The 22904-nt window shown below is 55.9% G+C and carries 21 protein-coding genes and 1 pseudogene; 9 read left to right on the top strand and 13 right to left on the bottom strand.

Annotation, left to right across the window (positions count from 1 at the left end):
* Positions 1 to 4 precede the first annotated feature (4 nt).
* The 3 genes from rpsR (at position 5) to EXW94_RS24110 (ending at position 1805) form a co-directional block, all read left to right on the top strand.
* Positions 5 to 232, top strand: coding sequence for a 30S ribosomal protein S18 (rpsR, locus tag EXW94_RS24120; RefSeq protein ID WP_000135199.1), 228 nt, complete (start codon positions 5 to 7; stop codon positions 230 to 232).
* Positions 233 to 273: 41 nt separating this feature from the next.
* Positions 274 to 723 (top strand): 50S ribosomal protein L9, encoded by a 450-nt coding sequence (gene rplI, locus EXW94_RS24115; RefSeq protein WP_008502894.1) that lies wholly within the window; start codon positions 274 to 276, stop codon positions 721 to 723.
* A 152-nt stretch (positions 724 to 875) separates the two neighbouring features.
* Positions 876 to 1805 (top strand): DMT family transporter, encoded by a 930-nt coding sequence (locus EXW94_RS24110; protein WP_089599118.1) that lies wholly within the window; start codon positions 876 to 878, stop codon positions 1803 to 1805.
* Between the two features lie 45 nt (positions 1806 to 1850).
* On the opposite strand, the gene EXW94_RS24105 is transcribed toward EXW94_RS24110, so the two are convergent.
* Positions 1851 to 2486, bottom strand: a complete 636-nt coding sequence (locus EXW94_RS24105) for an OapA family protein (protein ID WP_108417885.1) — start codon at positions 2484 to 2486, stop codon at positions 1851 to 1853.
* A 232-nt stretch (positions 2487 to 2718) separates the two neighbouring features.
* Here EXW94_RS24105 and fklB point away from each other — a divergent pair, with 232 nt between their 5' ends.
* Positions 2719 to 3339, top strand: a complete 621-nt coding sequence (gene fklB, locus EXW94_RS24100; RefSeq protein ID WP_172411118.1) for an FKBP-type peptidyl-prolyl cis-trans isomerase — start codon at positions 2719 to 2721, stop codon at positions 3337 to 3339.
* A gap of 311 nt (positions 3340 to 3650) precedes the next feature.
* The gene (cycA, locus tag EXW94_RS24095) at positions 3651 to 5060 is read left to right on the top strand and encodes a D-serine/D-alanine/glycine transporter (protein ID WP_126816388.1); all 1410 of its coding nucleotides are present in this window, start codon (positions 3651 to 3653) and stop codon (positions 5058 to 5060) included.
* 86 nt (positions 5061 to 5146) lie between these two features.
* Here the strand turns inward: cycA and ytfE are convergent, their stop codons facing one another.
* Positions 5147 to 5809 carry an iron-sulfur cluster repair protein YtfE gene (gene ytfE / locus EXW94_RS24090; RefSeq protein WP_089599115.1) on the bottom strand — a complete coding sequence of 221 codons (663 nt, stop codon included), beginning with the start codon at positions 5807 to 5809 and terminating at the stop codon, positions 5147 to 5149.
* A gap of 245 nt (positions 5810 to 6054) precedes the next feature.
* Here ytfE and EXW94_RS24085 point away from each other — a divergent pair, with 245 nt between their 5' ends.
* Positions 6055 to 7704 carry a methyl-accepting chemotaxis protein gene (locus tag EXW94_RS24085; RefSeq protein WP_174341210.1) on the top strand — a complete coding sequence of 550 codons (1650 nt, stop codon included), beginning with the start codon at positions 6055 to 6057 and terminating at the stop codon, positions 7702 to 7704.
* 79 nt (positions 7705 to 7783) lie between these two features.
* On the opposite strand, the gene EXW94_RS24080 is transcribed toward EXW94_RS24085, so the two are convergent.
* The 3 genes from EXW94_RS24080 to EXW94_RS24070 form a co-directional block, all read right to left on the bottom strand.
* Complete coding sequence (locus tag EXW94_RS24080; protein ID WP_174341251.1) at positions 7784 to 8749, bottom strand: DMT family transporter; 966 nt, start codon at positions 8747 to 8749, stop codon at positions 7784 to 7786.
* 75 nt (positions 8750 to 8824) lie between these two features.
* Positions 8825 to 9649 (bottom strand): AraC family transcriptional regulator, encoded by an 825-nt coding sequence (locus EXW94_RS24075; protein ID WP_108417880.1) that lies wholly within the window; start codon positions 9647 to 9649, stop codon positions 8825 to 8827.
* A gap of 81 nt (positions 9650 to 9730) precedes the next feature.
* Positions 9731 to 10579: an SDR family oxidoreductase gene (locus EXW94_RS24070; RefSeq protein WP_120159581.1), complete on the bottom strand. Its 849-nt coding sequence runs from the start codon at positions 10577 to 10579 to the stop codon at positions 9731 to 9733.
* Between the two features lie 84 nt (positions 10580 to 10663).
* Between EXW94_RS24070 and EXW94_RS24065 the strand changes: the two genes are divergently transcribed.
* Positions 10664 to 11050, top strand: a complete 387-nt coding sequence (locus EXW94_RS24065; RefSeq protein ID WP_174341209.1) for a helix-turn-helix domain-containing protein — start codon at positions 10664 to 10666, stop codon at positions 11048 to 11050.
* Between the two features lie 115 nt (positions 11051 to 11165).
* On the opposite strand, the gene EXW94_RS24060 is transcribed toward EXW94_RS24065, so the two are convergent.
* Both EXW94_RS24060 and EXW94_RS24055 read right to left on the bottom strand, forming a co-directional pair.
* Entirely contained in the window at positions 11166 to 12323 is a 1158-nt protein-coding gene (locus EXW94_RS24060) for a DDE-type integrase/transposase/recombinase (RefSeq protein WP_174339812.1), read from the bottom strand.
* A 107-nt stretch (positions 12324 to 12430) separates the two neighbouring features.
* Complete coding sequence (locus EXW94_RS24055) at positions 12431 to 14374, bottom strand: bifunctional 2',3'-cyclic-nucleotide 2'-phosphodiesterase/3'-nucleotidase (RefSeq protein ID WP_174341208.1); 1944 nt, start codon at positions 14372 to 14374, stop codon at positions 12431 to 12433.
* Positions 14375 to 14564: 190 nt separating this feature from the next.
* Between EXW94_RS24055 and cysQ the strand changes: the two genes are divergently transcribed.
* The gene (cysQ, locus tag EXW94_RS24050; RefSeq protein ID WP_010427426.1) at positions 14565 to 15305 is read left to right on the top strand and encodes a 3'(2'),5'-bisphosphate nucleotidase CysQ; all 741 of its coding nucleotides are present in this window, start codon (positions 14565 to 14567) and stop codon (positions 15303 to 15305) included.
* Here the strand turns inward: cysQ and EXW94_RS24045 are convergent.
* Entirely contained in the window at positions 15299 to 15856 is a 558-nt protein-coding gene (locus EXW94_RS24045) for a YtfJ family protein (protein WP_042714214.1), read from the bottom strand. The two genes, cysQ and EXW94_RS24045, sit on opposite strands and share 7 nt — an antisense overlap.
* Before the next feature lie 325 nt (positions 15857 to 16181).
* Here EXW94_RS24045 and EXW94_RS24040 point away from each other — a divergent pair, with 325 nt between their 5' ends.
* Positions 16182 to 16388, top strand: coding sequence for a DUF1107 domain-containing protein (locus tag EXW94_RS24040; RefSeq protein WP_003856054.1), 207 nt, complete (start codon positions 16182 to 16184; stop codon positions 16386 to 16388).
* Positions 16389 to 16458: 70 nt separating this feature from the next.
* Here EXW94_RS24040 and EXW94_RS24035 read toward each other — a convergent pair whose 3' ends face one another.
* The 5 genes and pseudogenes from EXW94_RS24035 to EXW94_RS24015 all read right to left on the bottom strand — a co-directional run bounded on the left by EXW94_RS24035 (position 16459) and on the right by EXW94_RS24015 (position 22901).
* Positions 16459 to 17796, bottom strand: a complete 1338-nt coding sequence (locus EXW94_RS24035) for a hemolysin family protein (RefSeq protein WP_042715770.1) — start codon at positions 17794 to 17796, stop codon at positions 16459 to 16461.
* A gap of 196 nt (positions 17797 to 17992) precedes the next feature.
* A pseudogene (locus tag EXW94_RS24030) lies at positions 17993 to 19539 on the bottom strand (MFS transporter).
* 79 nt (positions 19540 to 19618) lie between these two features.
* The gene (locus EXW94_RS24025) at positions 19619 to 20641 is read right to left on the bottom strand and encodes a Gfo/Idh/MocA family protein (protein WP_108417876.1); all 1023 of its coding nucleotides are present in this window, start codon (positions 20639 to 20641) and stop codon (positions 19619 to 19621) included.
* An 11-nt stretch (positions 20642 to 20652) separates the two neighbouring features.
* On the bottom strand, positions 20653 to 21720 hold the full coding sequence (locus EXW94_RS24020; RefSeq protein ID WP_174341207.1) for a Gfo/Idh/MocA family protein: 1068 nt from the start codon (positions 21718 to 21720) through the stop codon (positions 20653 to 20655).
* Between the two features lie 11 nt (positions 21721 to 21731).
* Positions 21732 to 22901 carry a Gfo/Idh/MocA family protein gene (locus tag EXW94_RS24015; RefSeq protein WP_174341206.1) on the bottom strand — a complete coding sequence of 390 codons (1170 nt, stop codon included), beginning with the start codon at positions 22899 to 22901 and terminating at the stop codon, positions 21732 to 21734.
* Between the last annotated feature and the right edge of the window lie 3 nt (positions 22902 to 22904).

Genomic DNA, 22904 nt, shown 5'->3' with positions numbered 1-22904 from the left:
CCATATGGCACGTTATTTCCGTCGTCGCAAGTTCTGCCGTTTCACCGCGGAAGGCGTTCAAGAGATCGACTATAAAGATATCGCAACGCTGAAAAACTACATCACCGAAAGCGGTAAGATTGTCCCAAGCCGTATCACCGGTACTCGTGCAAAATACCAGCGTCAGCTGGCTCGCGCTATCAAACGCGCTCGCTACCTGTCCCTGCTGCCGTACACTGATCGTCATCAGTAATCGGGCACGGTCCATTAATACGACTTTAAGAGGATAAGGTAATGCAAGTTATTCTGCTTGATAAAGTAGCAAACCTGGGCAGCCTGGGTGATCAGGTTAACGTTAAAGCGGGTTACGCACGTAACTTCCTGGTTCCACAGGGTAAAGCTGTTCCAGCTACTAAGAAAAACGTTGAGTTTTTCGAAGCACGTCGCGCTGAACTGGAAGCCAAACTGGCTGACGTTCTGGCGGCTGCTAACGCTCGCGCTGAAGCAATCAACGCACTGGGCACTGTTACCATCGCGTCTAAAGCTGGCGACGAAGGTAAACTGTTCGGTTCCATCGGTACCCGCGATATCGCTGATGCAGTTTCTGCAGCAGGCGTTAAAGTGGCTAAGAGCGAAGTTCGTCTGCCGAACGGCGTTCTGCGTACCACTGGTGAGCACGAAGTTGACTTCCAGGTTCACAGCGAAGTGTTCGCTAAACTGGTTGTTAACGTAGTAGCTGAGTAATTTTTTACTCTGCTCACGTCGAAGCGCCGGCCTTGTGCCGGCGTTTTGCTTTTGTGGGGGACCAGAATTCATCATTTCTTCTTGTATGGTAGCTATTCCTGTCGCATTCTCTGATAATAAATTGAAACGCAATTTTATTTATGAGATTTGTCATGGATACCGCTCTGCCTACGCCTGTCTTTGCTCGCCGAAATGTGGCCTATGCCTGTGCCACGCTCTGCTGTCTGCTCTGGGGTAGCTCCTACCCGGCCATTAAAAGTGGTTATGAGCTTTTCCAGATCGCAACCGATGATATTCCATCGAAAGTGGTGTTTGCCGGATACCGTTTCCTGTTTGCCGGCGTGTTGCTGCTGCTGTTTGCATTGGCCCAGCGAAAACCGATTGGCAGGCTTACGCCCACGCAGTTTGGCCAGCTCACCATCCTCGGCCTGACCCAGACGACTATTCAGTACACTTTCTTCTATATAGGCCTGGCCTACACGACGGGGGTGAATGGTTCAATCATGAACGCCACTGGAACCTTCTTCAGCGTGCTGTTGGCGCACTTTATCTACCACAACGACAAACTCAGCTATAACAAAACGCTGGGCTGTATTCTCGGGTTTGCCGGAGTGATGTTGGTGAACTTCCACAGCGGGTTAAGCGATTTCCAGTTTGTCTGGAATGGTGACGGGTTTGTGGTGCTGGCTGCTTTTATTCTCTCCGCTGCCACGCTTTACGGAAAACGTATCTCCCAGACCGTCGATCCCACGGTGATGACCGGCTGGCAGCTGGCTATCGGTGGACTGGTGTTGGTGGGTGGAGGATATGCAACAGGCGGAACGCTGGAAGTGCACAGTATGAAGGCCATCGCCGTGCTGGGGTATCTGACGCTGCTCTCATCCGTCGCCTTTGCGCTGTGGAGCGTGCTGCTGAAAGTCAACCGCGTCAGTATGATTGCGCCGTTTAACTTCGTTGTGCCGGTGGCAGGCACAGTCTTATCCGCTATTTTCCTCGGGGAAAATATTCTGGATATCAAATATGCGATTGCGCTGGTATTGGTCTGTTCGGGGATCTGGTGGGTGAATAAGCGGAGTGCCTGAGAACAGTGTGCCGGGTGGCGGCTACGCCTTACCCGGCCTGCAGAACTAGCGTACGCGAATAAAACTGCCGTCGGTCTGACGGGTAAACAGCACCTGCTGGCCATTACCGGTATCGATCGTCAGGCCGGTCACCACGCCGCTGGCGTTCTGGCGGATCTGCACCATCTGTCCATTTTGCAGGTTGCTCAGCGGCTTGCCTGCGCCTTCCACCTGCGCCATAGCATAGACATCCGTAGCAGGCAGGTTGTGGTCGCGGAACAGCTGCGCGAGCGTTTTACCCGGCTCAACGCGATAGGAACGCCACTGCTGTTCAATGCCTGTCGGTTGCTGAACCTGTGGCGCAGCGGCCTGCTCCTGCGGTTGTTCTTCCTGAACCGGTTCAGGCTCTACAGGTGCGACCTGGCCTGGATCGTTGGATGGCGTCACCAACTGCGTCTGCATGGGCTGCGCGTCCGGCTGCGGTCGCGTTTGCGACTGGATATCCAGTTGCGCATTGCGGGTCACCGGCGCGGTATCAACGTCGTCCCCGCCAGAAGGAAGCAGGAAGCCCACGATCACTAGCAGCGCGCCAATGATAATGCCTCTGCGGTGCATAGGGGGCAGCGGGTCCATAATGCGAAAATTGTCTGGCGCCTGCCAGATTTTCGCCAGGGTAGGTTTCAGTTCAAATCGCCCGGGCATGGCTCTCCTCCTGCTCCGCGTCTTTTTTATCCTGTCCTGAGAAGTGTAGTTTGCTAACTGCCTGATGGGCGTAACAAAGCCAGCTTTCGTGACACATATTTGGGAAAATCCTGACTGGCTCTATTGTTTCTGTTTCGCCGCAGTTTGTCACCTTTACTTAAGACAAAGTTTTACCCATAAGGGCATGGCTGATATGCTGCCCGCTACTTTAAATGTGATGGAAGGAAAACCCATGACCACCCCGACTTTTGACACTATCGAAGCGCAGGCAAGCTACGGCATCGGCTTGCAGGTAGGACAGCAGCTGAGCGAATCCGGCCTGGAAGGTCTGTTACCGGAAGCGCTGGTGGCGGGTATCGCTGACGCGCTGGAAGGCAATCATCCGGCTGTTCCGGTTGACGTGGTGCACCGCGCGCTGCGTGAAATTCACGAACGTGCTGACGCCGTGCGTCGCGCGCGCTTCGAAGAGATGGCAGCAGAAGGCGTAAAATACCTGGAAGAGAACCGCGAGCGCGAAGGCGTGAACAGCACCGAATCGGGCCTGCAGTTCCGCGTGATCAACCAGGGTGACGGCGCGATCCCGGCACGCACCGACCACGTTCGCGTTCACTACACCGGCAAACTGATTGACGGTACCGTGTTCGACAGCTCTGTTGCACGCGGCGAACCGGCTGAATTCCCGGTTAACGGCGTTATCGCGGGCTGGATCGAAGCGCTGACCCTGATGCCTGTTGGCTCCAAATGGGAACTGACCATTCCTCAGAACCTGGCCTATGGCGAGCGTGGCGCGGGTGCGTCCATTCCGCCATTCAGCACCCTGGTCTTTGAAGTCGAGCTGCTGGAAATTCTGTAATCGGCTTTTCTTATTTCCTCTCTCCGTCCGGGGAGAGGAAAATAGTGATAAAACCTATAGTTACGACGCAATCAACATTTTATCTTGCAAACTAAACTGTTGCGTGTATTTTTGTGAGCTGTTTCGCGCTGTATGAGTGATATGACACTCACTTTCAACATATTATTAACATAATATTCAAATCATAGTATTCATCCCGCCGATTCTTACCTAATATCGATTAGCCCTTACAAGGGACCGTCATTCTTTGACGTATTTAAAGGCCAGAAGAGCCTTAACAACACAGACAGGCATAAACAGGAAAATATCACATGGTAGATCAGGTCAAAGTCGTCGCCGACGAAGAGGCGTCGTCTGAACAGTCGCTACGGCGCAATCTCACAAACCGTCATATTCAGCTTATCGCTATCGGGGGTGCCATCGGTACCGGGCTGTTTATGGGGTCAGGCAAAACCATCAGTCTTGCCGGACCGTCGATTATCTTCGTTTATATGATCATCGGTTTTATGCTTTTCTTCGTGATGCGCGCAATGGGTGAATTGCTGCTCTCGAATCTCGAATACAAATCTTTCAGCGACTTTGCTTCCGACCTTCTGGGGCCATGGGCGGGCTATTTTACCGGCTGGACCTACTGGTTCTGCTGGGTTGTCACCGGTATGGCTGACGTTGTGGCCATCACGGCGTACGCGCAATTCTGGTTCCCCGGCCTCTCGGACTGGGTGGCTTCGCTGGCGGTGATTGTCCTGCTGCTGAGCCTGAACCTCGCCACCGTGAAAATGTTCGGCGAGATGGAGTTCTGGTTCGCGATGATCAAAATCGTCGCTATCGTGGGGCTGATTGTTGTGGGCCTGGTGATGGTGCTGACGCACTTCCAGTCGCCAACCGGCGTTCAGGCATCATTTACCCATCTGTGGAATGACGGCGGTTGGTTCCCGAAAGGCCTTAGCGGCTTCTTCGCGGGCTTCCAGATAGCGGTGTTTGCGTTTGTCGGGATTGAGCTGGTGGGCACCACGGCTGCGGAAACCAAAGATCCGGAGAAATCCCTGCCGCGCGCCATTAACTCCATTCCGGTGCGTATCATCATGTTCTACGTCTTCGCGCTGATCGTGATTATGTCCGTGACGCCGTGGAGTTCGGTGGTGCCAACCAAGAGCCCGTTCGTTGAGCTGTTCGTGCTGGTGGGTCTGCCTGCTGCCGCGAGCCTGATTAACTTCGTGGTGCTGACCTCAGCGGCTTCATCTGCAAACAGCGGCGTGTTCTCCACCAGCCGTATGCTGTTTGGTCTGGCGCAGGAGGGCGTTGCCCCGAGCGCGTTTGCCAAGCTGTCTAAACGTGCAGTACCGGCGAAAGGGCTGACCTTCTCGTGCATCTGCCTGCTGGGCGGCGTGGTGATGCTCTACGTCAACCCGAGCGTGATTGGCGCGTTCACCATGATTACCACGGTCTCTGCGATCCTGTTTATGTTCGTCTGGACCATCATCCTGTGCTCGTACCTGGTGTACCGCAAACAGCGTCCACACCTGCATGAGAAATCGATCTACAAGATGCCGCTGGGCAAGCTGATGTGCTGGGTATGCATGGCGTTCTTCGTCTTCGTGCTGGTGTTGCTGACGCTGGAAGATGATACCCGTCAGGCGCTGATCGTCACGCCGCTGTGGTTTATCGCGCTGGGGCTGGGCTGGATGTTTATCGGTAAGAAACGTATGGCTCGCATGCGTTAAGCATGTTGCCGGGTGGCGCTGACGCTGACCCGGCCTACGTTCGTGGACGTTGTAGGCCCGGTAAGCGCTAGCGCCACCGGGCTTTTTTATTCCCCGGCCAATGCCCGCGGGAACAGCACGTTATTCTCAAGACTGATGTGTTCCATCAGGTCGTCGATCATCTCGTTAATGCCGTTGTACATCGCTTTCCAGGTCGTGCACGCTTCTGGCGGCGGCGTGACGTTGTGGGTGGTGTGCTTGATCACGTCCAGCAGTTCGCCCGCGTCATCGTGCTCGCTTTCCATCACGCTGATAGGCCCCATCGCCTGGCTGCCCATGCCCTGTTTAATCATCGGGAAGAGGATCTGCTCTTCTTTCATCATGTGGCTGGACAGCTCTTCGTGCAGCATGGTCAGGTATTTTGCCAGACCGCGCGGTACGGAGGGTTTGTCGGCGTGAACGCGCTCAACTTTCGTTGCCTGCAGGATCAGCTCCGGCAGCTGTTCACGGTGACGGTCATGGTAACGCACGATGATGTGGTCGATGATTTCCGCGAGCGGTGCGGTGCGCCAGTCTTTATCGATGGGCTGCTCGGCCAGCTGTGCCAGCTCGGCTTCAATCACTTCGACATCCAGCTCTTTACGCGACGCGGCGCGCGCCAGCGTTTGCTTACCGCCGCAGCAGTAATCCATATCGTATTTACGAAACAGCGCAGAAGCGCGAGGGATGGAGAGCGCCAGCTCGCCCAGGGGTTGGTCGCGGAAGGCCATAGCAGTTACCTCGTCATGAATAATATAAGATGCATATTAAATGCATCTTTAAGGCGAGGCTATAACCCTTTAGAGGGAAGGGAGAGAATGAGAGGTGGATCACAAAAAAATGTCTCATTTAACTCCCTGAATGGACATAAGAAAGTGCTTTAGAAAGTTTTTAAAGGTGTAGAAACAGTAAACAACGCGCCGAGCCTGCCGATAGATACACGTCAGACAATACCTGCATATAAAAAAGGCAACGCATGTTTAAACGTATAAAAGTCATTACCCTTCTGATTTCGGTGCTGCTTGTGCTCGGGATCATGCAGCTGATCTCTGCCGGCATTTTCATCAATGCGCTGAATAACGACAAAGAGAACTTCACCGTTTCTCAGCTTTCCAGCCAGAACGTCGCGGAATTTACCGACGCCTGGATCAGCCTGAACCAGGCGCGCGTGACCCTGAACCGCGGCATGCTGCGCCTGCAAAGCAGCATGGCGTCGCAGATCAACGGCGGTCAGCTGAACGAGCTGGTGAACACCGCGAAAAACCTGCTGGCCGATGCCCAGGCGCATTACGATAAATACTACGCGCTGCCGGAAACCCCGGGTCTGGATGAAAAACTGGCCGATCGGCTGGAGGAGCAGTACCGCATATATTCCGCCACGCTGACTCAAATGAACGTGCTGCTGGGCCAGGGCAATCTGGAAGATATGTTTAAACAGAACGCCGAGCAGAAGCAGACGGCGATGCAAAAGGTCTACCGCGAGTGGCGCGAGGCGCAGGCCGCGCTCACGGATAAAGGCATTCAGGATAACGAAAGCGACTATAAGCGCATCCTGTGGATCCTTTCTGCCGTCATGATTCTCGTCATTGCGGTGATTATCTCCAGCTGGATTGCGATGCGTCGCGTGCTGCTGCTGCCTCTGGAGGACGTCATCAACCATATCCGCGCCATCGCTGCAGGGGATTTGACCCAGCCGATTCAGGCACAGGGTAAAAACGAAATGGCGATCCTGGCCCGCAACGTTCAGGAGATGCAAACCTCGCTGGCGAACACGGTGGGCGTGGTGCGTGAAGGCGCAGATACCATTTACACCGGCGCGGGCGAAATCTCTGCGGGCAGTAACGATCTCTCTTCCCGTACCGAGCAGCAGGCCGCGTCTCTGGAAGAGACCGCTGCCAGCATGGAACAGCTGACCGCTACCGTGAAGCAGAACGCCGATAACGCGCGTCAGGCTTCCCGGCTGGCGCTGGATGCCTCCTCAACCGCGAAGAAGGGCGGCAACGTGGTGGAAGGCGTGGTGCGTACGATGGACGAAATCGCCACCAGCTCCAGCAAAATTGCGCAAATTACCAACGTGATCGACGGCATTGCCTTCCAGACCAACATTCTGGCGCTGAACGCGGCGGTGGAAGCGGCGCGCGCGGGCGAACAGGGGCGCGGCTTTGCGGTCGTCGCGGGCGAAGTGCGTACCCTTGCCCAGCGCAGCGCCCAGGCGGCGAAAGAGATTAAGGCGCTGATTGATGATTCCGGCGAGCGCGTGAATGCGGGTTCTCAGCTGGTGAACGAAGCGGGCGCGACGATGGCCGAGATCGTCAATGCGGTCACCCGCGTCACCGACATCATGGGTGAAATTGCCTCGGCCTCTGACGAGCAGAGCCGCGGTATCGATCAGGTCGGTCAGGCGGTGGCGGAGATGGACCGCGTCACCCAGCAGAACGCCTCGCTGGTGGAGGAGTCTGCGGCGGCCGCGGCGGCGCTGGAAGATCAGGCTGCACGCCTGAACGAAGCGGTGGCGGTGTTTAAAATCACCCGCAACCAGGCGGTCAAAGCGGCACCGGTGAAAACCTACGTGCCAAAAGCGCAGCCCGTAGCGGCGGCGTCTGAAGGGAACTGGGAAACGTTTTAACGGCTTGCCCGGAGGCGGCTACGCCTTACCGGGCCTACGGTTTTGTAGGCCCTGCAAGCGCAGCGCCGCTGGGCAAAAATCACATCTCCGACGCCGGAACGACCCTCGGTTTTTCCGGCTTCGCTCTTACCGCCATCACCACCCCCACCACCAGAAGCGCGATCCCGCAGGCCGTGAATAACGGCGGCACACTCTGTCGCATCAGGAAGGTATAAAGCAGTCCGGCCAGAGTTTCGAAAACAATCAGCGGCCCTAAAATCACCGTCGGCAGCTTCTGGCTGGCAATGTTCCAGCACAGCGCGCCCACCCATGAGCACAGCACCGCAATCGCCACCATCAGGCCAATAAACACCCACGGCCTTGGCCCGAAGGGCTGGGCGAAGTCAGGCTGTTGATGACCTAACCAGATACACGCGCCGACATACCCCACGAGCGAGACGGGCAACGTCACCAGCGCCTGCGCCGTCGCCCACATCATCGGGTGCTTGTCCGGGTTCTCCCGCAGCCAGCGCGCATTGCGCAGGGCATACCACGCCCAGCACGCCACGGAAATGAACGCCAGCACAATGCCAGAACCGTAACGCCACAGGTCAACTTCCGCCTGCCCATGACGCAGCTCGGCAATATTGACGCATACCAGACCCACGGCGGTGCAGATCAGTGCCGGCGCCATTTTTGACCACGCCAGTTTGCCATCGCGGTGGCTGTAGAGCAGGTTCGCAAAGACGGGGATAACGACCGGCAGCGTGCCGATGATCATGGTCGACACCGGTGCACCGGTGCGCTGTATCGCGCTTGCCAGGCAAACGTAATAGATGAGATTACCCATCATGGTCAGCGCCAGCGCGGTCAGCCAGTCCTGGCGGCTAAGCTGGCGCAAGCGCGCCCGCCCCAGCCAGGCCAGAGGAAGGGCAATTAGCCCCAGCGCCAGATAACGCCCCGTGGACTGCAGTATCGCCGGGTATTCCGGCACTATCAGCGGGCCGACAAAAATCAGCCCCCACATCAAACCTGCAAGCAGGGCATACAACACGCCGCTAATCATTTTTCCATCCACATTGATTTACTTTGCACTCAGTGTAGGAGGGCGAAATACGTGCGTATTGTATGAGATTGCGCATTAGCGCTGCGCAACCTGCTTTTGATAACGCACTGGCGTAATGCCGTAGCGGCGGGTAAAGGCGCGGGTCAGATGCGACTGGTCGGTCAGCCCGGTTGCGGCAGCCACTTCGGCGGCGGGCATGCCGTGGGTGAGAAACGCTTTGGCGCGCCACAGGCGGATCGCCATCAGCATTTGATGCGGCGTGATGTGAAAATGGGCCTTGAACTGGCGCTGGAAATGGTACGGGCTGAGCGAGACAACGTTTGCCAGCTCGTCCAGCGTCAGAGGGTGCATATAGTTATCGTGCAGATACTCGCGAACACGTTCGAACCGGTGTGCGCCTTCCTGAATCACCGGCGCGTGATGGGCTAACGGTCGGAACGTCTCAATCAGATCCAGCAGCATTCCTTTTTGTGCCAGCGGGTCGTTCGTATGCCACAGGCCGTAAATCAGCTGGCCGATTTGCAGCGAGCGCTGCGGGTCGTAGCGGGTGACGTCGCTAAACCACCAGTGACGCAGGCCGGTCACCTCTTCCAGCAGGTCGGGTTCGATATAGACCATCCGGTAGCGCCAGCCGTCTTCAGTGGCGGATTCCCCGGTGTGGATCTCGTCCGGGTTCATGGTGACAACGGATTTCTCGGAGGCGAGGTGCTGGGTACCGCGATAGCGGAAGCGTTCGGCGCCGGTTTCAATGGTGCCAATGCCGAAGGCTTCGTGCGTGTGAGGCTCAAAGGCGTAATCAGAGATATGTGCGTGATAGAGTTCCAGGCCAGGCAGCTGCGCCAGATGGCGAAAGCGCGCGCTGTCTCTCTCATCAATGAACTGTTCCGGTACGCCTTGCACGGTGAGCCTCCTCGTGGGTCATCGCTTCATTATCAGAGATGACCCGAGGGGATGCCACAAAAAATAACCAATCCGTAACATTTACAGTATGGATTTGACGCTCTCCGCCAGCGTCGTCGTTGGGCGACCGATAAGCTTGCTCAGGGTACGGCTGTCGTCGAACAGGCCGCCTTTGGATGCGCCGGTGTCTGAATCCGCCAGCATATCCGCCAGCCCGGCAGGCAGGCCAACGCCTTTCAGCGCGGCGGCAAAATCGGCTTCGCTCAGGTTCTGATACGCCACTGGCTTACCGCTCTGCTTGCTCAGTTCAGCCGCCAGTTCGCTCAGCGTCCACGCGCTGTCGCCCGCCAGTTCATACACGTTACCTGCGTGACCGTCCTCAGAAACGACTTTGGCTGCAGCCGCCGCGTAATCTGCACGGGTCGCAGAGGCGATTTTGCCTTCGCCTGCAGCACCAATAAACACGCCATGCTCCAGCGCCGGCGGTGCGCTCGCCAGATAGTTTTCGGTGTACCAGCCGTTGCGCAGCAGGGCATATGGTACGCCAGACTCTGCCAGCGCTTTTTCGGTTTCGACGTGTTCAACGTGAAGGCCGAGCGGCGATGTGTCCGCATGCAGCAGGCTGGTGTAGGCGATAAACTTCACGCCTGCCGCTTTGGCGGCGTTAATGACGTTCTGGTGCTGCGTGGCGCGCTGGCCCACTTCGCTGGAGGAGATCAGCAGCAGTTTATCCACGCCGTTCAGCGCAGTCGTGAACGCCGCCTGGTCGGTGTAATCCCCCTGACGAACCACAATACCCTGGTTGCTCAACGCTTCAGCTTTCGCGGGGTTACGCACAATAGCCACGATCTGGCTGGCTGGAACGGTTTTCAGCAGTTCTTCAATAACGAGCTGGCCAAGCTGGCCGGTAGCGCCGGTAATCGCGATCATGATGAATCTCCTTCGTGTTTGTCTGGTGTTGTGGCACACTAACATTGAAGCTAACTTTTAGTAAGTACGTACAAAAAGGTAAGTATGAAAAAGACCATTCCGACACTCAGCGAGCAAATGCGCGATGGCAATCTCTTCGCGGAACAGTGCCCTTCAAGAGACGTGCTTAAGCACGTCACCAGCCGCTGGGGCGTGCTGATCCTGGTGGCGTTAAGCGAGGGTACGCATCGCTTTAGCGACCTGCGCCGCAAGATGGGCGGCGTGAGCGAGAAGATGCTGGCCCAGTCGCTTCAGGCGCTGGAGCAGGACGGATTTGTCGATCGCGTGTCATATCCGGTTGTGCCGCCGCACGTAGAGTATAGCCTGACGCCGCTGGGCGTTGAGGTGAGCGAGAAAGTAGCCGCGCTGGCGGACTGGATTGAACTGAATACGCCGCAGGTGTTGGCGAACCGGGACGAGCGTGCGGCGTAAACGCCGGGTGGCGGCTTCGCTTACCCAGCCTACCCGTAGTTCGTAGGCCGGGTAAGCGAAGTGTATGACCGGATACATAGGTGACAGATCAGACCGGGAACATAGGTAACACTTTTCAGTCTATCCGGAGCACACTCTCGGTTTTTCGGTCGTAGTACGCAAGCGTTATTCCGTTAAAGATGATGGCCTCAAGGCCATCATCCTGTTCTTCCAGCATGATGTACTCATCAGTCAGCGCTTCACTCAGGAACACCGTCCCCTTTTTCCCCATATAGAGTGTCCCCCGCGATTTTACCCTGTAGACCGTACCGCCTTCCGGATACGCGTATTCAGGAACACGGCCATCCCAGTGTCGGTTCGAGGGGTGCCATACCGTTCCGGGCGTTGCACCCGCCAGGGCTTCATGCGGCCTTTCGTGGTTAAATTCTTCCCGGTAGCCACTGAACCACCGCTGTTGTTCTTCCATCGTCATGAAGGTGTTGCCCTGTTTCACCGCACTTTTCAGGGAGCGGTGCATTCGCTCATGACGGCCATTTTCTTCCGGATGCCCCTTCCTGATACGCTCAGGCCTGATGCCCAGCTTGATTAGCCAGACGGCAAGACGACTTAGTCCGGCTATCCCTGTTCCCGCGAAGGGCTGACCGTTATCGGTTCTGAGCACTTCCGGCAGACCGTATTCCAGGAACGCATCCGTCAGGCACTGTCTGACGAAGGGCTCGCTCTCCCTGTCCGTTCCCCGGCAGCTCAGAAGATACCGGCTGTGATTGTCGGTCAGGGTGAAGGGATGGCAGTACTCTCTGCTCAGCAACCTGAACTTGCCTTTAAAATCAGCGCTCCAGACCTGGTTGTTCTCACTGATGGTGGTCAGGGGCCGGCGATTGCCCGGGGCCCTGCGTTTTCGCTTTTTATCCGGAACCAGGCCTTCACGCTTGAGGATATCGCCGATAGTGCTGGCAGCAGGTACGGTAAAATCGACATGATGATTGAGCAACCACATCCGCAGTTTTTTGGGGCCCCAGTCAGGGTGTTTTTGCCTCAGGGCCGTAAGCTGTCCGGCGATATCATCAGGAACCGTCCGGGAGTGGGAGTGTGGCGCGCGCGACCGGTCAGAGAGAGATGACAGGTCAGCGGGGTCAAAACGCTGAAGCCATTTATAGCCGGTTTTACGGCTGATGCCAAAAAGACGGCAAAGCGCGGAGAAGGAGTCCGTACCTGCATGGCAGGCACGGATAAAATCAAGGCGTTGCATAGGTCGGGTCTCAGTCCAGGGCATAGCGAGTCTCCTCTTCTATGCCAGTTATAACTGTTACCCATGTATCCGGTCTAAAGTGTTACCCATGTTTCCGGTTCATACCGAAGCGCCACCCGGCACAATCACCGCTACCTGCTCAAATCCACCTGATAAATCGCGAACCCGATATCATCCGTTGCGACCTTCTTCATCGGATACTGCGCCTTGTCCTTAATGAACGCGGCAGCTTTATCGGACGGCGAGGTTTCAAAGCGGATATCCAGTTTCGTATCGCTGTGGATCGGCGCCAGACGCCAGTTGTTATCCACTGCCGGATGAATTTCGCCCGCCTTCTTCGATTCCGCACTGATCCACGCCGCCAGCACCGAGCGGTTCTCGTCCGGTGAAGCAAAAGCAATGTGGCTGTCACCCGTTCCGGCAAACTTACCGCCGTAGGCGCGGTAGTTATTGGTCACCACCAGGAAGGTGGCATTCGGGTCGATTGCCTTGCCGTTGAAGGTCAGGTTTTTGATACGTTCAGCCTGCGGATTAATCGTCTGGCACTCGCCGTCGTATCTGGCTGGCTGAGTAACATCAATCTGATACTCCACGCCGTCGATCACGTCGAAGTTGTAGGTGCGGAACCCGTCCCAGTTAATCAGCGACTGCGGCTTGCTGCTGTTCGGGTCGATCTGGTTGAACTGCCCGGCGGAGCATTCCAGCCACTCTTTCACCTCTTTCCCCGTCGCTTTGACGACGACCAGCGTATTCGGATAAAGATAGAGATCGGCGGCGTTACGGAACGTCAGTTGGCCTTTTTCGACTTCCACGTAGCTTGCCGGATCGTTCTTGCGTCCGCCCACCTTGAACGGTGCAGCGGCTGAAAGCACCGGCAGTTTTGCCAGATCCGGATCGCCCTGAACAAAGTGTTCGGCATAGGCTTTTTGCGCCATATTGACCACCTGAACGGTTGGGTCATCCTGCACCAGCGCCAGGAAGCTGTACATGTTGTCGGCGGATTTCCCAATCGGCTTGCCAACGAATTCACGGGTCGCATCGTGGTCATGCTTCAGCACGTCGACCAGCTTTTTATCTTCACCTGCCAGCGATTTTTTGGCCGCAGCGTCGTAAATAGGACGCGCTTCGGCTTTTGACTGCGTCACCTTCCAGCTGCCGCCGTCGTTATTTAGCACCAGATCCACCACGCCGAGATGATCGCCCCACATCCCCGGCATCACCGACGGCACGCCGTTGAGCGTCCCTTTCTCGATATCCGCGCCTTTGATGCTGGCGAAATCTTTGCCCGGGAAGACCGCGTGAGCGTGGCCGAACAGGATCGCGTCAACGCCCGGTACTTCACTCAGGTAGTAAACGGAGTTCTCCGCCATTGCCTGATACGGGTCAGCGGAGAGACCCGAGTGGGCGACAACCACCACCAGGTCAGCGCCTTTCTCGCGCATTTCCGGCACATACTTGCGCGCGGTTTCGGTAATGTCGTTAACGGTCACTTTCCCGTCGAGGTTGGCTTTATCCCACGTCATGATCTGCGGTGGCACAAAGCCGATGTAGCCAATCTTCAGCGTCTGCTTATGACCTTCGCTGTCGACAACCTCGGTCTCTTTAATCAGGTAAGGAGTGAACAGCGGCTTTTGGGTCTTAACGTCGATGATATTGGCGTTAACGTACGGGAATTTCGCACCGGCCAGCGCATCGTGCAGGTATGTCAGACCGTAGTTAAATTCGTGGTTACCGAGGTTGCCGACGGTATAGTCGAGGGTATTCATCGCTTTATAAACCGGATGAATTTCGCCCTTTTTCAGCCCTTTCGCGGCCATGTAATCGCCCAATGGGCTACCCTGAATTAAATCCCCGTTATCGACCAGCACGCTGTTTTGCACTTCACCGCGGGCGGCGTTAATCAAACTTGCTGTGCGTACCAGTCCGAATTTTTCGGTAGGCGTATCTTTGTAGTAATCGAAGTCCATCATGTTACTGTGAAGATCGGTCGTTTCCAGAATACGAAGATCCACCGTTGCCGCCTGAACGCTGGCGGCCACCAACGTCGCCAGGAGCGTTGCGCTAAACTTAATCATCAGAAGAGTCCTTTTTTCGATCCAAGCCACAAAAGATTATGTATGTATATCGCGTTGCTTACAGAAGTGTGAATCCTGCCAGAAATAAGGGTAGTGAAACCGGAATTGCTTCACAGATAGCAGAATTGTTCACATTACGATATAAATAAAACAACGAGTTATGACCACTGCGTTAACGAAGAGGTGGAGAATGTTAGATAAAATTTGTCAGCTCGCACGGGATGCGGGTGATGCCATTATGCAAGTGTACGACGGCGAGAAGCCGATGGACGTTGTCAGCAAAGCGGATGACTCCCCGGTCACGGCGGCGGATATCGCGGCGCATGGCGTGATCCTGAAAGGTTTGCAGGCGTTAACGCCGGATATTCCCGTCCTGTCAGAAGAAGCGCCGCAGGGCTGGGACGAGCGCCAGCACTGGCAGCGTTACTGGCTGGTGGATCCGCTGGACGGAACGAAAGAGTTCATCAAGCGCAACGGTGAGTTTACCGTCAACATCGCCCTGATTGAGAAGGGAAAAGCGGTGCTCGGCGTGGTCTACGCGCCGGTGATGAAAGTCATGTACAGCGCTGCGGAAGGTAAAGCCTGGAAGGAAGAGTGCGGCGTGCGTAAGCAGATTCAGGTGCGTGATGCGCGTCCACCGCTGGTGGTGATCAGCCGTTCCCACAGCGACAGCGAACTGCAGGAGTATTTGCAGCAGCTGGGTGAACACCAGACGACGTCGATTGGTTCATCGCTCAAGTTCTGCCTGGTGGCGGAAGGACACGCGCAGCTTTACCCGAGATTTGGGCCAACCAACGTCTGGGACACGGCGGCAGGGCACGCGGTAGCGGCGGCGGCCGGTGCGCATGTTCATGACTGGCAGGGTAAGCCGCTGGACTATACCCCGCGCGAATCATTCCTCAACCCTGGCTTCCGGGTTTCAATTTACTGAGCCAGCAGCTTGTGCAGCAGAGCAACCACCTGCTGCACTTCCTCTTGTGTTAATCCGCCGTCCTTCACCCACTGCACGCGTCCCTCTTTATCGAGCACCACAATCGCAGAGCTCTCTTCGTCAAGCTGCCACGCCTTACGCGTCACGCCATTGCTGTCGACGATAAATTGCGACCACGGGTAGAGCTTTTTGTTGCTCTCCAGGCTCGAGCGCACAAACATGCCGGAGCCGGGGATGGCATCGTCGGTGTTCACAATGGTGGTGGTTTGGTAGCGATCGTGCGGGAATTTTGCGGCCTTGATCGCTTCCACCAGGGTAGCGTTTTTCTCTTTCGCGGATGTACGACCGGCAATATGTTGTACAACTCTCACTTTGCCCGCAAGCTGCGCGCTATTCCAGGCTTTGTAGCTAAACTTATCATTGTCGAGAATCAATTCTCCCCGGTCAGCAATGCCGACTGGCGGTACGCGTTGTCCTTTTTCAATCGTGTGAGCGCAAGCCCACAGGGGCAGCAGCAGGCAGGCTGCTGCAAGGATATTACGTAGGGTCATGGTGTTTCCTTTTTTGTTAGCAGGTGATCCGACCACTTGGTCTTACGCTTTTAATCATAAGTGCGATCAATGGGGTTTTCCCGCAATCCCGATGCCAGTTTGCGGGTGAACGCACATATCCATGAAAAAACGACGGCTTATACTGCCCTGAGTCACGGTTTGCAAAGATTATTCTGAATAATTGTAATCAAACGGTAAATAAACTTATGCACACTGGGTAACAACGTAGTTCTGGTCTATAGTCATTGGGCAATAAAATTTGCGCTCAGGACAGTCGGGCCGATTGTGGCACCGCAAGAGCGTATGATTCGCAGGAGATACAAGAATGAAAATTTTCCAACGCTACAACCCGCTTCAGGTGGCGAAGTACGTGAAGATCCTGTTCCGTGGACGGTTGTATATCAAGGATGTAGGCGCTTTTGAATTTGATAAGGGCAAAATCCTTATCCCAAAAGTGAAGGACAAACAGCACCTGTCTGTGATGTCCGAAGTCAACCGTCAGGTTATGCGTCTGCAGACTGAGATGGCTTAACCAACGTGCTATGCAGTAGTTAAAAAGACGGCTCCCGATGGGAGCCGTTGATGTATGTGGGGCAGGGACTTTACGCCGACACCTTCTCTTCCGCGTCCGGCAGCTTCGGCACCAGCACGGTCGGTTTGTTATCGATGCGCGTCACCAGCAGCTGGTCGATGCGGTAGTTATCAATATCCACCACTTCAAACTTGTAGCCGGAGAACTTCACCGAGTCGGTACGTTTCGGGATTTTACGCAGCATAAACATCATAAAGCCGCCGATGGTTTCGTAGTTGCCCGACTGCGGGAACTCGTCGATGTCCAGCACGCGCATCACGTCTTCAATCGGCGTACCGCCGTCGATCAGCCATGAGTTTTCGTCACGCTGAACAATCTGCTCTTCCAGCCCCTGGCCCACCAGATCGCCCATCAGCGTGGTCATCACGTCGTTCAGGGTGATGATACCCACCACCAGCGCGTATTCGTTCATGATCACCGCGAAGTCTTCCCCGGCGGTTTTGAAACTTTCAAGCGCTTCTGAGAGCGTCAGAGTGTCCGGCACAATCAGGGTATTGCGGATCTGCACACCGCTGTTCAGCGCCAGACTCTGGTTGGCCAGCACGCGGTTCAGCAGGTCTTTGGAGTCGACATAGCCGATGATGTGGTCGATATCTTCATTACAGACCAGGAACTTAGAGTGCGGATGCTGCGCCACTTTGTTCTTCAGGCTCTGCTCATCTTCGTGTAAATCGAACCAGATAATGTTCTCACGGCCCGTCATGGAAGACGGCACGGTACGGGATTCCAGTTCGAATACGTTCTCAATCAGCTCGTGCTCCTGCTTGCGCAGCACCCCGGCCAGCGCCCCGGCTTCTACAACCGCATAAATGTCGTCAGAGGTGATGTCATCTTTACGCACCATCGGCAGCTTAAAGATGCGGAAAATCACGTTTGCCAGGCCGTTAAAGAACCACACCAGCGGGCGGAACACGTACAGGCAGAAGCGCATCGGGTTGATGATACGCAAAGCCACGGCTTCTGGCGCAATCATACCGATGCGTTTCGGGGTCAGGTCTGCGAAGAGGATGAACAGGCCAGTCACCAGCGAGAAGGAGAGGATAAAGCTCAGCTGTTCGGCCAGTTCAACGGACATGTACTGCACAAACAGGCTATAAAACGCCGGGGAAAACGCCGCATCACCCACGATACCGCCGAGAATGGCGACCGCGTTTAGGCCAATCTGCACCACGGTGAAGAACATGCCGGGGTTTTCCTGCATTTTCAGGATGCGCGTGGCGTTGATGTTGCCTTCATCGGCAAGCAGCTTAAGTTTGATTTTACGGGACGCGGCCAGCGAGATCTCGGATATCGAGAAAAATGCACTGACGGCAATAAGGCAAAGTATTACTAAAATACTGTTTAACATAGTTTATCCGGCTTCTCGCCAGATCCTCAGAAGGGGAGTTGATACCATTTGTGTGAAGACACATTGAACGTCAGCTCGTAGCGTTGAGCCGATTATTTCAGCGGGTAGTATAGCGTAAAGAGATGTAAATCTGCCAGAGGTCACATTTTGGGCAAAAAAAGGCCGGGCAGGTGGGTAACCTGCCCGGCATATGTCGCTATTTGACGGTCGACAGCGGGACGTTACCCACTGCACGGCGCGTTGCATCGCCTCCCCACACCTGGTCATACTCGTAGCCCGTCAGCTGCTTGATCACCACGCGGGTTTTCTCGTCGCAGTCGCGATAATCGCCGCCCAGCTTGCGGCGGGCAATTTCTTTGAGCAGTACCTTGTGTGTCTCACGGGTCAGCTTGAATTTGTATGTCGTGAAGAAGCTAACGGTCAGCAGGGCTGCCGTGGCGAAAATCATCAGCCCGATAATGGCACCCAGCGCGCTTTCAGGCTGCGCACCGCTGCCCTTCACGAAACCGGACTCCTGCAGCACCAGGCCGATAATCATGATGGCAATCGCCACGGTGCTTTTGCGGGTCAGAACCATCACCCCGGCAAAAATCCCTTCGCGGCGCTGCTGCGTGACCATCTCGTCAATGTCCGGAATAAAGCTGTAAATATTCCAGGGGATGTAATACAGGCCGGAACGTGCCGCACCGAGCAGGATAAAGACCGCTGAGAAGAGCAGCGTCGGCACCTGCGTTTTGGTGAGGTAGACCGTAAACAGAAACGCCAGCACCAGGAAGATACAGCCGTACGAGAGCCGTAGGGCGGCAGAAGGCGTCATGTTCAGCCGGTTCAACAGCAGCATAAACCCATACGTGCCCGGTACCGAGGCAAAGGCCGCAATGCTTAGCCAGCCGGAAACCGCAGAGGCATCCTGGCTCAGGCAATAAACCACGTAATAGGTAAAGACTGAACCGAATACATCCATCGCGGTAAAAGAAAAATATAGATGAGTATATGCAGGCGGAACGCACGGATGCGGAATGACGAAAAGAGATCGAGCACCAGATATTTTAAGTGATTCCCCAGGCCGCCTTTACGCTGATTATCCACCTTGAAGTTCGATTCCTGATGGACATCTTTTGCTTCCCAGGTGGTGTACCAGGTAATAAATACCGCCAGGCAGAACACGCAGGAAAATATCAGTCCGGTGAGGGTATAGGTAAACGGATTATCTTTGCCGGTGAATTGCATAATCACACCGGGGACCGATACCGCAAGAAAACCGCCCAGCTGTGAGCAGATCATCCGCACGCCCGAAAGGCGGCTGCGCTCTTCGTAGCGGTTGGTCATTTCTGCCGCCAGCGTTTCCCAGGGGACTAACACCATCGCCGACAGCAGTTCGATAGACAGATAGGTGCCCAGGTAGTACCAGTATCCCATGTCCGTCATCCACAGCAGGGCGTACAGAAACATTAACGGGGAGCTGAGTAATAAAAAGAAGCGGCGACGACCAAATTTTCGTCCAAGCCAGGTATCCCCGAAATTATCGGTGATATAACCCATAATCGGACTTAATAACGCATCAATGACGCGGGCAATGGCAAATATTGAGCCCGCTTCAATCACAGAGAGTCCGCAATAGGTGGTGTAAAAAAATAACAGCCAGGTGCCGATAATGGCGAAAGCGCCTCCGCCAAACAGATCGGTTATGCCGTAGCCAAGCGCTACGCCATAACCAACTCTACGTTCAGTTGGTTTGACCATAATAATATCCAGTGTAGGGTAATGTTTAACCTGTATGTCAGGTCGTGTTTTTATTAACGTCTGGATTGCACATTACGTTCTAGTTATTGATCTCTATCCATTGTCGTAATTGAGATGAGCGATAAATGGCCTCCACAAGGGTGAGTGATTTGCCGGCTTCATGGATATCGGTGTAATCCCTGTTTTCCGGATGAATAAGGGCGTGATAAAAGCGACGGATCGCCTGTTGATGACCCAGACCCCAGTAGCTTTTGACCGAGCCGTCGGGTGAATCGTCGGTTGTCAGTTTGAGGCGTTCACCGGGCGTGATACGCCAGAGAACGTTGTGTTCCAGCAGCAGTGAACCGTGTTCACAGTGGATCTCCATCAGAAGAGGGGAATCGGTGGTGTGGCAGTTAGTGGCATAAAACAGGCCGCGCGCGCCGTTGGCGAAATGCAGCGTCGCCATCGCGCTGTCTTCCCCTTCGGTCACGTCTGCCAGTTCTCCGCTATCGACTACGCCTTTCAGCCGCGTCACGCCGCCGCCAAACCACTGCATCAGGTCGAGGGTGTGGATTGCCTGGTTGATCAGCAGGCTGCCGCCTTCGGTCGCCAGTCGCCCACGCCACGGGCTGTCGGTGTAGTAGGTGCCGAAGCGTGACCAGGTTAGCACCGCCTTGATGCTGAGCATCTTACCCAGCCCGCCATGGGCTAACTCCTGACGCACGCGCAGGCTGGTGGGGTTGAGTCGGTTCTGGTAGCAGACGCCAAACTGTCCCTTCGCCTGCTCAACGGCGCGGGCGATATCGACAAGCTCGCTGCCGTTCATGCCCACCGGCTTTTCACAGAAAACGTGCTTCCCGGCGGCCAGCGCCGCCAGGATCATACTTTTATGTTCAAAGTGAGGCGTGCAAATATGCACCACGTCGATGCTGTCATCCAGCAGCATTTCCCGGTAATCCTGATAAAAGCGGCACTGATAGCCCATCGCCAGCTTCAACCCTTTTACGCTGTCGATATCCACCAGCGCGCGTAGCGCCACGTTAGGAATTTGGCGGAGAGCATTCACATGGCAACGGTGGATCGCGCCGCCGCCAATAATTGCCGTGTTCAGGATCGTCATCGTCGTTCCCCTTATCCGGCTGCGTTGGCCAGCATTTGAGCCTTCACGCACAGTTCGGCAGCCTTGAAAGCGTGTGCCTGCGTCATGGCGTTTTCGGTGCGGTGCAGGCAGTCGAGGATTAGCTCGCCAAAGAACGGGAACCCGACCTGCCCGGCCACCGGATAGCGGAACTCCCCCTCTTTATTGACGAGATACACCACGTCCTGCTCGCCGCGGGTGAGGTCGACATACTTGCGGATTTCGATATACCCGTCGGTCCCAAGTAGCGTCAGGCGGCCATCGCCCCAGGTGGAGAGTCCGTCCGGCGTGAACCAGTCGCAGCGGAAATAGCCGCTGGCCCCGTTTTCGCCTTTGATCATCGCATCGCCGAAATCTTCAAACGCCGGATACTGCGGGTGGTTAACGTTGCGCACCTGGCTGGCGACGACGGTGGCATCGCTGTTGCCCGTATAAAACAGGAACTGTTCTATCTGGTGGCTGCCGATATCGCACAGGATCCCACCGAAGTAGCGACGATCGTAGAACCAGTCCGGACGGCCCGTGCCTTCCCGGTGTGGCCCGGTACCCAGGGTTTGCACGACGCGGCCAATGGCGCCTTGCTGCACCAGCTGCCCGGCAAAAACCGCGCTCTCTACGTGAAGACGCTCGCTGTAGTACACCGCATATTTCTTGCCGGTCTTTTCGACCATCGCTTTGGCGTCCGCCAGCTGTTCAAGGGTGGTGAGCGGCGCTTTGTCGGTGAAGTAATCTTTTCCCGCCGCCATCGCTTTCAGCCCCAGCGCGCAGCGCTCGGAAGGAATTGCTGCTCCCGCAACCAGGCGCACCTCGTCGTCGTTAAGGATCACCTCCAGCGACTCTGCCACTTTTGCCTGCGGGTACTGCTGGATAAATTTATCCACTTTGGCCGGATCGGGGTCGTACACCCATTTCAGCGTGGCTCCGGCTTCTATCAGGCCGTTACTCATCCCGTAGATATGGCCGTGGTCGAGCGCGGCGGCGGCGAAGACGAATTCACCCTCGCGGACAACCGGCTGCGGTTTGCCCACCGGGGCGTAGTTCATACCGTCATTCTTGTTCATGGTGTCACTCCTTAATCCAGATCTTTGCCGAGGGGAATCGCACCCACTTCGCTGAAGTTGGCGATGCTTGCGGATTTTTCATAAAAACGGGGGGCGAGGGCGTCGGTCCCGCCGGTACGGTAAAACGGATCGTCGCGGCCAATGGGCAATGAGACGACAGCGCGAGTGATGGCTGATTTATAAATGGCGGTAATCAGCTCCAGCGAGCGTTTGCCCTGCACGCCGTCTACCAGCGGCGCCGTGCCGTGCTCAATGGCATAAAGCAGGTCATTGATCTGCCCGGTGTGCAGCGTCCACTCGAGCTTTGGCGTCTCCTGAAAAACGGCGTTGAGCTGTGCTTCTCGCTGCTGGTCGTGGGTTTCCTGCGGGAAGCCGTTATCGGCGCTGACGCTGGCAAAGGCCTGCCACGGCGCAGAGATGCGCGCTTTATCGCCCTGAATGATCATTTTCTGATCTTCGCCGTGGTGTACCACCGAGGCGGTCAACTGCGTGAGCGCGCCGCTGGGGTATTTGAAGATCGCGGCGCTGAGGTCTTCGACTTCAGCGTTGTCGTGCGCCACGTTGGTCATCATCGCCACCACCTCGGACGGGAAGCCGAGCATCCACTGAATGGCGTCGATGTGGTGCACCGCGTGGTTAAGGGTGCAGCCGCCACCCTCTTTTTCCCAGGTGCCGCGCCACCACAGGTCGTAGTAGCAGTGACCGCGCCACCAGAAGGAGTCCACCTGCGCATGACAGACTTTCCCGGCAAGGCCGGAGTCCAGCGCCGCTTTTAAGCGCCAGAAGGCATCGGTAAAGCGGTTCTGGGCAATGATGGAGAGCGTTTTACCGCTGGCCCGCTGCGCGGCGATCATCGCGTCGCACTCCTCCAGCGAGGCGGCCATCGGTTTTTCACACAGCACGTGGCAACCGGCGTTGAGCGCGTCGATACCGATCTCTGCGTGGACGTAGGGCGGCGTGCAGACGTCGACGATGTCGACATTCGGCTCAGATTCCAGCATCTGCCGGTGGCTTTCATACACGCGGGCATCTGTCAGGCCGTAGCGCGCTTTTTTCTCTTCCGCTTTTTCCGGGTAGATATCCACCAGCGCAACGATCCGGCAGCGCTGACCAAACTGCAAATAGCCCTGAATATGGTTATGCGAGATATTCCCCGTTCCCACAATGGCGACATTTAACATCGT

The sequence above is a fragment of the Enterobacter sp. JMULE2 genome, assembly GCF_013337145.1.
GTDB lineage: Bacteria > Pseudomonadota > Gammaproteobacteria > Enterobacterales > Enterobacteriaceae > Enterobacter > Enterobacter mori.
Note: the sequence above shows the minus strand (reverse complement) of the source record. Positions and strands in the feature narration are given on the sequence as shown.

Coding starts and splice junctions, on each gene's coding strand:
- rpsR (WP_000135199.1), top strand. CDS start 5: ATGGCACGTTATTTCCGTCGTCGCAAGTTCTGCCGTTTCACCGCGGAA.
- rplI (WP_008502894.1), top strand. CDS start 274: ATGCAAGTTATTCTGCTTGATAAAGTAGCAAACCTGGGCAGCCTGGGT.
- EXW94_RS24110 (WP_089599118.1), top strand. CDS start 876: ATGGATACCGCTCTGCCTACGCCTGTCTTTGCTCGCCGAAATGTGGCC.
- EXW94_RS24105 (WP_108417885.1), bottom strand. CDS start 2,486: ATGCCCGGGCGATTTGAACTGAAACCTACCCTGGCGAAAATCTGGCAG.
- fklB (WP_172411118.1), top strand. CDS start 2,719: ATGACCACCCCGACTTTTGACACTATCGAAGCGCAGGCAAGCTACGGC.
- cycA (WP_126816388.1), top strand. CDS start 3,651: ATGGTAGATCAGGTCAAAGTCGTCGCCGACGAAGAGGCGTCGTCTGAA.
- ytfE (WP_089599115.1), bottom strand. CDS start 5,809: ATGGCCTTCCGCGACCAACCCCTGGGCGAGCTGGCGCTCTCCATCCCT.
- EXW94_RS24085 (WP_174341210.1), top strand. CDS start 6,055: ATGTTTAAACGTATAAAAGTCATTACCCTTCTGATTTCGGTGCTGCTT.
- EXW94_RS24080 (WP_174341251.1), bottom strand. CDS start 8,749: ATGATTAGCGGCGTGTTGTATGCCCTGCTTGCAGGTTTGATGTGGGGG.
- EXW94_RS24070 (WP_120159581.1), bottom strand. CDS start 10,579: ATGATCGCGATTACCGGCGCTACCGGCCAGCTTGGCCAGCTCGTTATT.
- EXW94_RS24065 (WP_174341209.1), top strand. CDS start 10,664: ATGAAAAAGACCATTCCGACACTCAGCGAGCAAATGCGCGATGGCAAT.
- EXW94_RS24060 (WP_174339812.1), bottom strand. CDS start 12,323: ATGCCCTGGACTGAGACCCGACCTATGCAACGCCTTGATTTTATCCGT.
- EXW94_RS24055 (WP_174341208.1), bottom strand. CDS start 14,374: ATGATTAAGTTTAGCGCAACGCTCCTGGCGACGTTGGTGGCCGCCAGC.
- cysQ (WP_010427426.1), top strand. CDS start 14,565: ATGTTAGATAAAATTTGTCAGCTCGCACGGGATGCGGGTGATGCCATT.
- EXW94_RS24045 (WP_042714214.1), bottom strand. CDS start 15,856: ATGACCCTACGTAATATCCTTGCAGCAGCCTGCCTGCTGCTGCCCCTG.
- EXW94_RS24040 (WP_003856054.1), top strand. CDS start 16,182: ATGAAAATTTTCCAACGCTACAACCCGCTTCAGGTGGCGAAGTACGTG.
- EXW94_RS24035 (WP_042715770.1), bottom strand. CDS start 17,796: ATGTTAAACAGTATTTTAGTAATACTTTGCCTTATTGCCGTCAGTGCA.
- EXW94_RS24025 (WP_108417876.1), bottom strand. CDS start 20,641: ATGACGATCCTGAACACGGCAATTATTGGCGGCGGCGCGATCCACCGT.
- EXW94_RS24020 (WP_174341207.1), bottom strand. CDS start 21,720: ATGAACAAGAATGACGGTATGAACTACGCCCCGGTGGGCAAACCGCAG.
- EXW94_RS24015 (WP_174341206.1), bottom strand. CDS start 22,901: ATGTTAAATGTCGCCATTGTGGGAACGGGGAATATCTCGCATAACCAT.